This is a genomic window from Pseudomonas sp. TE3895, from assembly GCF_056278855.1.
The window spans coordinates 1,127,192-1,138,356 of sequence record NZ_JBWBQE010000001.1; the positions used below are offsets into that span (position 1 = coordinate 1,127,192).

Sequence of the window (11,165 nt, forward strand, 5' to 3'; positions counted from 1 at the left end):
CTGTGGGAGCGGGCAAGCCCGCGAAGGGCTGCGCAGCAGCCCCAAAGGCAGCAAATCAGATCCAGGAATGCCGTGCAGGCAGTGTGCCGTTAAGGTGGTAAGCGCCCACCGCGTGGTACTTCCAGCGCACCGGGTCGTGCAGGGTGTGCACCCGAGCGTTTCGCCAGTGGCGGTCGAGGTTGAACTCGGCAAGGGTGGCGCGGCTGCCGGCCAGCTCGAACAGCTTTTCGCTGGCCTGCAGGGCAATTTCGGTAGTCAGCACCTTGGCCTCGGCCACCGCAATCGAGGCACGTGCCGCACTGGCTGCGTCGATAGGCGCAGCATTGACCTCGTCGAGTACCCGAGCGGCTTTGCGCAGCAGCGCTTCGGCGGCGTGCAGCTCGAGTTTCAGGCGGCCGATGTCGGCAATTACATAAGGGTCGTCACTGGCACGGTCGACGTTGGCTTCAATCCACGGCCGGGACTTTTCGCGCACGAAGGTGATCGCATCATCGATAGCTGCTTCGGCGATGCCAGCGTCGATCGCCGCCTGGATCAGCTGCGAAGCGGCGCCCTGAATGTTGGGGATATCGCGCTGGCGCCAGTTGTCGATTACCAGTTCCGCGTCTACCGGCACCTGGTCCAGCAGCACAGTACCGCTGGCGGTGGTGCGCTGGCCGAACCCGGACCAGTCATCGACAATGCGCAAGCCCGGGCTTCCCCGGCGCACGAATGCCAGGCGCTGGCGGCCTTCGTCGTCGAGGGCTTTTACCGCCACCCAGTGGGCGAACAAGGCACCGGTGGAGTAGAACTTTTCGCCACTTATGCGGTAGCTGTCGCCGGCGCGCGTGATTCGGGCCTTGAGGGTGAGGGTATCCCTGGTGCCACGTTCAGGCCCGGCATTGCCGATGCGCCAGCCGTCGAGCACGCTGCGGAAGATCAGCGCTTGCTGCGCCTCGCTGGCCGTCAGGCGCAGCAGTTGCAGCATGCCGAACTGGTTCTGCGGGATCTGCCCCAGGGCGGGGTCGGCGGCGCTGATCAGGCGGAACACTTCGGCGACGGTTGCGAACGATACGTCGGGGCCACCGTAGGCCTTGGGTACGCTGATGCTGCCAAGACCGCTGCGGGTAAACAGTTCGATTTCGGCCCAGGGCAGTTTGCGTTGCTGGTCGCGCCGGGCAGCTTGCTCACGGGCGACCTTGGCCAGTTCGCGGGCCGCTTGCAGGGCTTCGGCGTCGTTGCGCAGTACCTTGGCCGGCAGCAGCGGGGGCGAGCTGTCGAGATCGCTATGGAATTGGGTGTTGGCTTGGCTGGGCATCAGTGCCGCTCCTTGGCTGCACTCAATGCCCTGGCGTTACGCACTGGGGTGATTGTGATCCTGACCATTCCTGACCTCACAAAATAGTTATGTCGCTACAGCTGATCGCGACAGATGTGTGCTGGTCCGGTGGTCCGGTTTATATACCCTAATGATTTATAAAAATTTTATGAACTAACTTTTTGGAATATTTATAGAAGGGGGGATTTGTTATGGGCGTGCTGGCCTCTTCGCGGGTAAACCCGCTCCTACACATGCCTCAAGATCTGTGCATTCGCTGTAGGAGCGGGTTTACCCGCGAAAGGGCCGGAACAGGTTTACTCGGAGGCCGCAGTCCCGAGGAACTTGCGCAAGAACTGCCGGGTACGTTCTTCCTTCGGCGCCGCGAACAGCGCCTTGGCCTCGCCCTGCTCCACGATCACGCCCTTGTCGAAGAAGATCACCCGGTTCGCCACGTCCCGGGCAAAGCTCATCTCGTGGGTGACGATGATCATGGTGCGCTTTTCCTCGGCCAGGCCGCGGATGGTCGCCAACACTTCACCGACCAGCTCCGGGTCCAGCGCCGAGGTCGGTTCGTCGAACAGGATTACCTCTGGTTCCATGGCCAGGGCACGGGCGATGGCCACGCGTTGCTGCTGGCCGCCGGACAGGCGCCGTGGGTAGGCGTCTTCCTTGCCCGCCAGGCCGACTTTGGCCAGCAGGCGCCGGCCAAGCTCAATGGCCTGTTCGCGAGGCGTCTTCTTGACGATCACCGGCCCCTCGATCACGTTCTCCAGGGCAGTGCGATGGGGGAACAGGTTGAAGTTCTGGAACACGAACCCGGCCTGCTGGCGCAAACGGCGAATCGCACCCTGCTGCCCGCCCAAAGGGCGGTTGGCATCGATGCTGATGGCGCCGATCTGGATCTGCCCGGCATCGGGGGTTTCCAGCAGGTTAAGGCAGCGCAAGAAGGTGGTTTTGCCCGAGCCACTGGGGCCGATGATGGCCACCACTTCACCGGGCTGCACGGTCAGGTCGATACCGTTGAGCACGGTCTGGCCCTTGAACCGCTTGGTCAGGCCTTTGACTTCAATCATGCTCAATGCTCCTGGTCATGCTGGTTGACCCGCGCTTCCATGCGGTTCTGGAAGTGCGCAAGGACGCTGCACAGCACCCAGTAGATGACCGCGACCGCCACGTACATGGTGAACACTTCGAACGTGCGCGCAGTAATCAGCTGGGCTTGGCGGAACAGCTCGGGCACCTGGATGGTTGCCGCCAGGGCAGTGTCCTTTACCAGCGAGATGAAGCTGTTGCCCAGCGGTGGCAGCGCGGTGCGCAAGGCCTGTGGCAGGATCGCCCGGCGCATGGCTTGCACGCGGGTCATGCCGATGCTGGCGGCTGCTTCCCACTGGCCCCGGTCGATCGAGGAAATGGCTGCGCGCAGGATCTCGCAGATGTAGGCCGCCATGTTCAGCGACAGGCCGATCAGCGAAGCGGGGATCGGGTCGAGCTCGATGCCGATTTGCGGCATGCCGAAATAGATGACGAACAGCTGCACCAGCAGCGGCGTGCCGCGGAAGAACGACACGTAGACCCGCGCCAGCCAGTTCAGCGGCAGAATCTTCGACAGCCGCATCAGCGCCAGGGCAAAGCCCAGCACCAGACCGAAGAACATGCCGCCGACACTGAGCAGCACCGTATAACCCGCGCCCTTCAGCAGGAAGGGCGCGGAATCGACAACGAGTTGCAGGCTTTCAGCGATCATTTGGTGACATCGGCACCGAAGTACTTCTCGGACAGCTTGGCCAGCGTGCCGTCAGCTTTTAGCTTGTCGATGGCCTTGTTGATAGCTGCCAACAGTTCCGGCTCACCTTTGCGCAGGGCCACGCCGCTTTCCAGGCGCGAGAAGGCATCGCCAGCAAGTTGGGTGTCCTTGGCTTTTTGCGCGTATTCCAGCGCCGCCAGGCGGTCGATCAGGATGGCGTCGATACGGCCGTTGCGCAGGTCAGCGAACTTGCTTGGGTCGTCTTCATAGGTGCGCACATCGGCTTGCGGCACGTCTTTTTTCACCCACTGTTCGTAGTTGGTGCCAAGGCCTACGCCGACCTTTTTGCCGGCCAGGTCCTGTGCGCCCTTGATGTTCAGCTGCTCGGCTTTCTTCTTCAGGATCAGTGCCTGGATGCCGGAGACAGTGTAGGGCTCGGAGAAGTCGTACTTTTTCTTGCGCTCCTCGGAAATGGTCACCTGATTGACCACTACATCCAGGCGTTTGGATTCCAGCGCGGCGAGGATACCGTCCCACTTGGTCGGCTGGATCTTGGCCTTGACCCCCAGCTCCTTGGCCAGCAGCTCAGACAGCTCCACTTCGAAGCCGGTCAGTTTGCCGTTTTCGTCCTGGAAGCTGAATGGCGGGTAGGTGCCCTCGAGGCCGACGTTGATGACGCCTTTTTCCTGAATGGTCTTCAATTGCTCGCCGGCGAAAGCCTGGCTGAGCAGGCCGGCACCCAGCAGGAGGGCCAGGCTGGCGTTGAGTAGCGGTTTGGCGAATTTCGACATGTCAGAGCCCCGCGCTTGTTGTCTAGGTAGTGAGGTGGCGACTATAGGGTTGGCTGATTAGGCCGGGAAATACTAAAAAATAACTTTAATATTCCTTTTTTGATTTGCGCCAGGTGCTGGCTGCTTTGAGGGTAGGCGACGATACCCACTCCGTCATCGCGGCTTATGCCTGACTTAGTGCAGGATGGAATAAAGCGTTGTTTTTTCCAAGCCTCAGATTTGCCGTAAAGTGGGTTGCAGCAGGCAGGTTCAGCCTTTTCGCGGGCCTGGCAACAAAATCAGATGGCCTATACGGCAGGAGAACACCGTGAGCGAACAACCTTCATCCGCGCATTGGCAGTTGCAGAGCATTGTCACTGGCCTGCGCGGGGCCCGTGAGCAATGGCGCACCCGTAATGGCCGCAGTATTGGCGAGCAGGGCGGGCGCGAGCTGCCGTCGCGTGAAGCGATGCGACAGATTCTGGAGCAACTGTGCGGGGCGCTGTTCCCCATGCGCCTGGGGCCAGTCGACCTGCGCGAAGAAAGTGAAGACTTCTACGTCGGCCATACCCTGGATGCCGCGCTGACCGCCTTGCTGGCCCAGGCTCGTCTTGAACTTCGCTACGCGGCACGGCAAAGCAAGGCTGAGCTGGCGGGCGTCGACGCCCGTGCGCTGAGCCTGATCCAGGGCTTTGCAGCTGCGCTACCGGAACTGCGCGTTCTGCTCGACACCGATGTGCTGGCCGCCTACCACGGCGACCCGGCAGCGCGCAGCGTCGATGAAGTGCTGCTGTGCTACCCGGGCATCCTGGCGATCATCCATCACCGGCTGGCACACCACCTGTACAAGGCTGGGCTGCCGCTGCTGGCGCGGATCAGTTCGGAGCTGGCGCATTCGGCCACCGGTATCGACATTCACCCGGGGGCGCAGATCGGCCCGAGCTTCTTCATCGATCATGGTACGGGTGTGGTCATTGGTGAAACCGCGATCATCGGCGAGCGCGTGCGCATCTACCAGGCGGTGACCCTGGGCGCCAAGCGTTTCCCCAGCGATGAGTCGGGTACGCTGCATAAAGGCCTGCCACGCCACCCGATCGTCGAGGACGATGTGGTGATCTATGCCGGGGCCACGGTGCTGGGGCGTATTACCATCGGTAAGGGTTCGACCATTGGCGGTAATGTGTGGCTGACGCGCAGTGTGCCGGCTGAAAGCAACATTACTCAGGCCAACCTGCAACTGGATTGCCAGGACAAGAACTGATCCCGCATTGCGATTGCCTTGCTGGCCTCTTCGCGGGCAAGCCCGCGCCTACGACGGACGTACCAGATGTAGGTGCGGGTTTACCCGCAAGAGGCCGGAACAGGACGACACCAATCGGCGCCCCAATTCGCATTGAAATCCGATCCATGTTTAACTTGAACGCTTGTTCAATGAAAAACGCTGGTCCGCTGCCGGTGTTCAACAGGAGGATTCCTTTGCTGAACCCGTTCATTCCGAACCTCACGTCATTCGACGAGGTGCACGCCCTATGAGTGCACCGAACCCTTCCGCTGCCAACGGCAAAATCCGCATGAACCCCCCGGTGTTCTACTTTGCGGCGAGTTTCATCCTCATCTTTGGCCTGGTAGTCATCTCCAACCCGCAAGCCGCAGGTGACTGGTTGCTGGCGGCGCAGAACTGGGCGGCCAACACGGTCGGCTGGTACTACATGCTGGCGATGACGCTGTACCTGGTCTTCGTGGTGGTCACCGCCTTGTCTGGCTACGGCAAGATCAAACTCGGTGCCGACCACGACGAACCCGAGTTCAGCTACCTGTCGTGGGCCGGCATGCTGTTCGCCGCCGGCATCAGCATCACGCTGTTCTTCTTCTGTGTCTCCGAACCGCTGACCCACATGCTGCAACCGCCCCAAGGCGAAGCCGGCACGGTCGAGGCCGGGCGCCAGGCGATGCAGATCCTGTTCCTGCACTGGGGCCTGCATGGCTGGGGGGTGTTCGCCTTCGTCGGCATGGCATTGGCCTATTTCGCCTACCGACACAACCTGCCGCTGGCCCTGCGTTCGGCGCTGTACCCGCTGATTGGCAAGCGCATCAACGGCCCGATCGGTTATGCGGTGGATGGCTTCGGCATCATCGCCACGGTGTTCGGCCTGGGCGCCGACATGGGCTTTGGGGTGCTGCATCTGAACGCGGGCCTGGACTACCTGTTCGGCATCAGCCACAGCCAGTGGGTGCAGGTGATCCTCATCACCCTGATGATGGGCGCGGCTGTGGCCGTAGCCGTGGCCGGGGTGGAGAAGGGGGTGCGGGTGATGAGCGACATCAACCTGTTCCTGGCCTGTGCGCTGCTGCTGTTCGTGCTGTTCGCCGGGCCTACCCAGCACCTGTTCAACACACTGATCCAGAACCTGGGCGACTACCTGGGTGCGTTGCCGCGCAAGAGCTTCGACGTGTATGCCTATGGTGAAAACCGTGGCTGGCTGGGCGGCTGGACAGTGTTCTACTGGGCCTGGTGGATTGCCTGGGCGCCGTTCGTGGGCCTGTTCATCGCCCGCATCTCCCGTGGCCGTACCATCCGCGAGTTCGTCTTTGGCGTGCTGCTGATTCCGCTGGGCTTCACCCTGGCGTGGATGTCGATCTTCGGCAACAGTGCCTTGGACCAGGTGATCAACCACGGCATGACCGCACTGGGCCAGTCGGCGCTGGACAACCCGTCGATGAGCCTGTACCTGCTGCTGGAAACCTACCCCTGGAGCAAGGCAGTCATCGCCACCACGGTGTTCATCAGCTTCGTGTTCTTCGTCACCTCGGCCGACTCGGGCACCGTGGTGCTGTCGACCTTGTCGGCCAAGGGCGGTGACGCTGATGAGGATGGGCCGAACTGGCTGCGTATCTTTTGGGGGGCGATGACTGCACTGATCACCAGTGCGCTGTTGTTCGCTGGCAGCATCGATTCGCTGAAGTCGGCAGTGGTGCTGACGTCGCTGCCGTTCTCGCTCATTCTGCTGTGCATGATGTGGGGGCTGCACAAGGCGTTCTACCTGGAGTCGCAGCGGCAGATCGCGCAGATGCACTCGCTGGCCCCGTTCGCCCAGTCACGTCGCGGCCGTGGCGGCTGGCGCCAGCGCCTGAGCCAGGCGGTGCACTTCCCGTCACGTGATGAGGTGTACCGTTTCATGGATGATGTGGTGCGCCCGGCGATTGCCGATGTGCGTGAAGTGTTCGAGCAGAAAGGCCTGGTGCTGATTACCCAGGACGACCCTAGCCATGACAACGTCAGCCTGAAGATTGGCCATGGCGAGGAACAGCCGTTCATTTACCAAGTGCAGATGCGTGGCTATTTCACACCATCGTTCGCCTTGGGGGGGCTGGGTACGCAGGAGTTGAAGAACCGCCGCTATTACCGGGCGGAGGTGCACCTGAGCGAAGGCAGCCAGAACTATGACCTGGTGGGCTACAGCAAGGAGCAGATCATCAACGACATCCTCGACCAGTACGAGCGGCACATGCAGTACCTGCACCTGGTGCGCTGACCAAGCTCTCCTGGCCTGGGCTCTTCGCAGGCAAGCCCGCGAAGAGCCCAGGACAGGCAACCGCTAGTAGGGTGCATCCCCAAGGATGGTCGCCCGGTGCATCACCCGCCGGTTCGGCCGGTAATCATCCACCGCAAAATGCTGGGTCACGCGGTTGTCCCAGAACGCCACGTCATGCTCCTGCCAACGCCAGCGAATGCTGAACTCCGGTCGCGTCGCATGGGCGAACAGCAGCCTCAGCAGCGCATCGCTTTCCAGTTCGCTCAGTTCATTGATGCGTGTAGTGAACCCTTCATTGACGAACAACGCCTTGCGCCCGCTCACCGGATGCGTGCGCACCACCGGGTGCGACAGCGGTGGGTTGTTGCGCCGGGTGGCCTCCCAGCGCGTCAGGTCTTCCGGCGTGGTGCCAAAGCGCTCCAGCGGGAACGACTTGGTGAAGTCGTGGGTAGCGGTCAGCCCGTCCAGCATTTCACGCAGCGGCGCCGACAAAGCCTCGAAGGCCGCAATGCCGCTGGCCCAAAGGGTATCGCCACCGTAAGCAGGCAATTGCTTGGCGCTGAGTACCGCGCCCAGTGCCGGGGTCGGCAAAAAGGTCACGTCGGTGTGCCACACGGCGTTGTCGCGCACATCGGTAACCGCCGTGTCGAGCACCAGCACCTGCGGGGTGTCCGGCACGTTGGGGTAAATCGGGTGGATGTGCAGGTCGCCGAAGCGTGCGGCAAAGCGCGCCTGCTGTTCCGGGTTGATCGGCTGGTCACGGAGGAACAGCACCTGGTGCTGGAGCAGTGCCTGTTCGATGGCATCGCGCTCTTCTGCGCTGATATCGCGGCTGATGTCCACGCCGCTGATCTGGGCGCCGAGTGCTGGGCTTAGGGGAGTGATGGTCAGGCTCATGTCGGTCTCTTCAATCGGGCGCCAGTGTGCTGGCGTGGACAATGGAATTCAGTGAATCTGCCCATGCCAGGGCACCAGCTTGCGTTGCAGGGCACGCAGGCTCATTTCCAGAGCGAAGGCGATCAGGGCGATCAGCAGGATGCCCAGCACCACCACGTCGGTGACCAGAAACTGCGCCGCCGATTGCACCATGAAGCCCAGGCCGCTGGTGGCGGCGATCAGTTCAGCGGCCACCAGGGTCGACCAGCCGACCCCCAGGCCAATGCGGATGCCGGTAAGGATGTCAGGCAATGCACTGGGCAAAATGACGTGGCGGATCAGTTGGGCCTTGGTTGCGCCCAGCGACTGCGCCGCGCGCAGCTTGGCCGGATCTACCGTGCGCACACCGGTGGCTGTGGCAATGGCGATGGGGGCGAAGATTGCCAGGTAGATCAGCAGCACTTTCGACAACTCGCCGATACCGCACCAGATGACGATCAGCGGCAGGTAGGCCAGCGGCGGGATGGGCCGGTAGAACTCGATCAGCGGGTCGAGAATGCCGCGGGCTACGCGGTTGTAGCCGATAGCGATGCCGACTGGTATTGCGGTCAGGGTCGCAGCCACCAGCGCCAGGCCGATGCGGCCCAGGCTTGCGCCCAGGTGCTGCCACAGGCTGGCATCCATGTAGCCTTGGGTCAGCAAGGCCCATGCCTTGGCCAGGATGTCACCGGGCGAGGGCAGGAACAGGGGCTCTACCCAACCGGCAGCCGTCACCAGCCACCAGACCAGTAGCAGGCTGGCCAGGGTCAGGGTGCTGATCCAGCGGGTGGACAGTGGGCGGCGTAGCGTGGCGGCTGGCCGGGTTTGGGTGTTGTGTTTGCCGGCGACCGGCAGGTCCAGGCTGCTCATGCGCGCTCCTGCAGGCTTTGGCGTTGGGAAAACACCCGCGCCAGCACATGCTCGCGGGTTTCGATGAAGGCTGGATCGGACTTGATGGCCCGGGCCGATTCGCCAGCGGCATAGCGCTGGCCGAAGTTCAGCTGCAGGCGTTCCACTACGCGTCCCGGGTTGGGCGCCAGCAGTACCAGTTCGCTGGCGAGGAACACCGCTTCTTCGATGTCGTGGGTAATCAGGAACACCGGCTTGGCGGTGCGTTGCCAAACTTGCAATAGCAGCTCTTGCATCTGCTCACGGGTGAAGGCATCGAGGGCACCGAACGGTTCATCCATCAGCAGTACCCGAGGGTCAGCCGCCAGCGCCCGGGCAAGGCCCACGCGCTGCTTCTGGCCACCGGACAATTGCCAGATACGCCGTTCGCCGAAGCCATCGAGGTCGACCAGGGTGAGCATTTCGCGGGCCTTGGCCTCACGCTGGGCGCGGGGTACGCCGGCCAGTTCGAGGCCGAAGGCGACGTTGCCCAGCACGTTCTGCCATGGCAGCAGGGCATCGTCCTGGAACACCACGCCGCGTTCTGCACCGGGGCCCTGCACCGGCACACCATCGAGGGTGATGTGACCGCCACTGGGGGCGACGAAGCCGGCGATCAGGTTGAGCAGTGAGGTCTTGCCGCTGCCGGAAGGCCCCAGGGCCACCAGCAGTTGGCGTGGTCCCAGGCTCAGGTTGATGTCGGCCAGCACCGGGGTGCTGGCGCCTGGGTACTGTGCGCTGATGCGCTCCAGCTCGAGCAAGGCCATGACGGGCTCCGGATCAGTTTGGAAGGAACTTGGCGCTGACGTACGGCGAGTAGTCCGGCAGCACTGCTTCGACTTTGCCTTGCTGCTTGAGGAAGTTGGCGGTGTCCGTCAGCGCTTGGGTGGTCGGCGCGCCCAGGGCGTTGGCCTGGTCAGCGGCCAGCGGGTAGACGTTGCCCTCCAGCAGCACCGGGATGTCGCTGGCCTTGGCACCGGACAGCTTCACCAGCTTGTCTACGTTGCCCTTGTCGGCCAGCCAGGCTTTCGGGTCTTTGCGGTAGTCGGCGTAGGCATCAAGGGTGACTTTGGCAAAGGCCTTGACCACATCAGGGTGTTTCTCGGCGAAGTCCTTGCGCACGATCCAGGCATCGAAGGTAGGCGCGCCTTTCTGGGCCAGTTCGCCGGAGGTGATCAGGACCTTGCCGTTTTCCTTGGCCACGCCCAGGGCCGGGTCCCACACGTAGGTCGCATCGATGTCGCCGCGCTTCCAGGCGGCAATGATGGCCGGCGGCGCCAGGTTGAGAATCTGTACCTTGGAAGGGTCGATATTCCAGCTTTTCAGTGCCGCAAGCAGGCTGTAATGCCCGGTGGACACGAACGGGACGGCGACCTTCTTGCCGATCAGGTCTTGCGGCGACTTGATGCTGTCACGGGCCACCAACGCTTCACCCGCGCCAATCTGGGTGGCGATGAGGAAGGTTTCAACCGGCAGCTTGCGGGTGGCGGCAGCGGCCAGCGGGCTGGAGCCCAGGTAGCCGATCTGCACGTCGCCGCTGGCCACGGCAGTGATCACGTCTGCGCCGTTATCAAATTTGCGCCAGTCGATGCTGGCCTTGCTGGCTTTTTCGTAGTCGCCATCGACCTGTGCCACTTTGGCCGGGTCGACAGTGGTCTGGTAGGCCACTGTCAGGTCGGCTGCCTGGGCCAACCAGCTGGTGCTGGCGAGGGTCAGGGCGGCGAACAGGCGCAGCGGAGCGTGCGGGATCATGGTTGAACCTCTCGTCAGGCAAGTCGGGTTGGATGACGAGAAGGCTAAATGATCTAAGAAAATTAAAATAAATAACTTTTTTGCATTAGCTTAGGAGCCAAACGCTTTAAAGCCATGACCCGTGACGAAGCCAGAGGTGGCTGCAAGACCCTATAGAACGATTTGGCATTAGGTTATGAGCAAACGTTTGCAAATAACCAAAAGTTATTAAATGAGTCGCAGCTACAACGAATGGCAGTAAAGGTTCCTAATATATTCCTTAA

Annotated in this window: 10 protein-coding genes; 2 read left to right on the forward strand and 8 right to left on the reverse strand. The window is 62.1% G+C overall.

All coding sequences use genetic code 11. The features are described 5' to 3' along the window. Window positions 1-55: 55 nt before the first annotated feature. The 4 genes from ACZ889_RS04950 to tcyJ form a co-directional block, all read right to left on the reverse strand. Entirely contained in the window at window positions 56-1,297 is a 1,242-nt protein-coding gene (locus tag ACZ889_RS04950) for an SfnB family sulfur acquisition oxidoreductase (RefSeq protein ID WP_180688999.1), read from the reverse strand. A gap of 317 nt (window positions 1,298-1,614) precedes the next feature. Continuing rightward, window positions 1,615-2,373: an L-cystine ABC transporter ATP-binding protein TcyN gene (gene tcyN, locus ACZ889_RS04955; protein WP_003255850.1), complete on the reverse strand. Its 759-nt coding sequence runs from the start codon at window positions 2,371-2,373 to the stop codon at window positions 1,615-1,617. A gap of 2 nt (window positions 2,374-2,375) precedes the next feature. Continuing rightward, window positions 2,376-3,044 carry a cystine ABC transporter permease gene (tcyL, locus tag ACZ889_RS04960; RefSeq protein ID WP_409282918.1) on the reverse strand — a complete coding sequence of 223 codons (669 nt, stop codon included), beginning with the start codon at window positions 3,042-3,044 and terminating at the stop codon, window positions 2,376-2,378. Then, complete coding sequence (tcyJ, locus tag ACZ889_RS04965; RefSeq protein ID WP_003255847.1) at window positions 3,041-3,835, reverse strand: cystine ABC transporter substrate-binding protein; 795 nt, start codon at window positions 3,833-3,835, stop codon at window positions 3,041-3,043. The genes tcyL and tcyJ overlap by 4 nt, the downstream gene beginning before the upstream one ends. A 307-nt stretch (window positions 3,836-4,142) precedes the next feature. Here tcyJ and epsC point away from each other — a divergent pair, with 307 nt between their 5' ends. Together epsC and betT are read left to right on the forward strand one after the other, a co-directional pair. Next, window positions 4,143-5,075, forward strand: a complete 933-nt coding sequence (gene epsC / locus ACZ889_RS04970; protein WP_003255846.1) for a serine O-acetyltransferase EpsC — start codon at window positions 4,143-4,145, stop codon at window positions 5,073-5,075. 268 nt (window positions 5,076-5,343) lie between these two features. Further along, a complete protein-coding gene (betT, locus tag ACZ889_RS04975) occupies window positions 5,344-7,347 on the forward strand; it encodes a choline transporter BetT (RefSeq protein WP_003255844.1) in 2,004 nt (667 codons plus the stop codon). A 63-nt stretch (window positions 7,348-7,410) separates the two neighbouring features. On the opposite strand, the gene tauD is transcribed toward betT, so the two are convergent. Genes tauD through tauA form a run of 4 tightly spaced genes read right to left on the reverse strand, consistent with a single transcriptional unit; the run spans window position 7,411 to window position 10,902 of the window. Continuing rightward, window positions 7,411-8,244, reverse strand: a complete 834-nt coding sequence (tauD, locus tag ACZ889_RS04980; RefSeq protein ID WP_047603219.1) for a taurine dioxygenase — start codon at window positions 8,242-8,244, stop codon at window positions 7,411-7,413. Window positions 8,245-8,292: 48 nt separating this feature from the next. Then, window positions 8,293-9,132 (reverse strand): taurine ABC transporter permease TauC, encoded by an 840-nt coding sequence (tauC, locus tag ACZ889_RS04985; RefSeq protein WP_019750186.1) that lies wholly within the window; start codon window positions 9,130-9,132, stop codon window positions 8,293-8,295. Further along, complete coding sequence (gene tauB, locus ACZ889_RS04990; RefSeq protein ID WP_010951613.1) at window positions 9,129-9,917, reverse strand: taurine ABC transporter ATP-binding subunit; 789 nt, start codon at window positions 9,915-9,917, stop codon at window positions 9,129-9,131. Before tauB ends, tauC begins: the two co-directional genes overlap by 4 nt. Window positions 9,918-9,930: 13 nt before the next feature. Then, the gene (gene tauA, locus ACZ889_RS04995) at window positions 9,931-10,902 is read right to left on the reverse strand and encodes a taurine ABC transporter substrate-binding protein (protein ID WP_003255840.1); all 972 of its coding nucleotides are present in this window, start codon (window positions 10,900-10,902) and stop codon (window positions 9,931-9,933) included. Window positions 10,903-11,165: the final 263 nt, after the last annotated feature.

Bases quoted from the DNA above. Each gene is read 5' to 3' on its own strand.
- tauA (WP_003255840.1), bottom strand. From the start codon at position 10,902: ATGATCCCGCACGCTCCGCTGCGCCTGTTCGCCGCCCTGACCCTCGCC.
- tauB (WP_010951613.1), bottom strand. From the start codon at position 9,917: ATGGCCTTGCTCGAGCTGGAGCGCATCAGCGCACAGTACCCAGGCGCC.
- tcyJ (WP_003255847.1), bottom strand. From the start codon at position 3,835: ATGTCGAAATTCGCCAAACCGCTACTCAACGCCAGCCTGGCCCTCCTG.
- betT (WP_003255844.1), top strand. From the start codon at position 5,344: ATGAGTGCACCGAACCCTTCCGCTGCCAACGGCAAAATCCGCATGAAC.
- ACZ889_RS04950 (WP_180688999.1), bottom strand. From the start codon at position 1,297: ATGCCCAGCCAAGCCAACACCCAATTCCATAGCGATCTCGACAGCTCG.
- tauC (WP_019750186.1), bottom strand. From the start codon at position 9,132: ATGAGCAGCCTGGACCTGCCGGTCGCCGGCAAACACAACACCCAAACC.
- tcyL (WP_409282918.1), bottom strand. From the start codon at position 3,044: ATGATCGCTGAAAGCCTGCAACTCGTTGTCGATTCCGCGCCCTTCCTG.
- tcyN (WP_003255850.1), bottom strand. From the start codon at position 2,373: ATGATTGAAGTCAAAGGCCTGACCAAGCGGTTCAAGGGCCAGACCGTG.
- tauD (WP_047603219.1), bottom strand. From the start codon at position 8,244: ATGAGCCTGACCATCACTCCCCTAAGCCCAGCACTCGGCGCCCAGATC.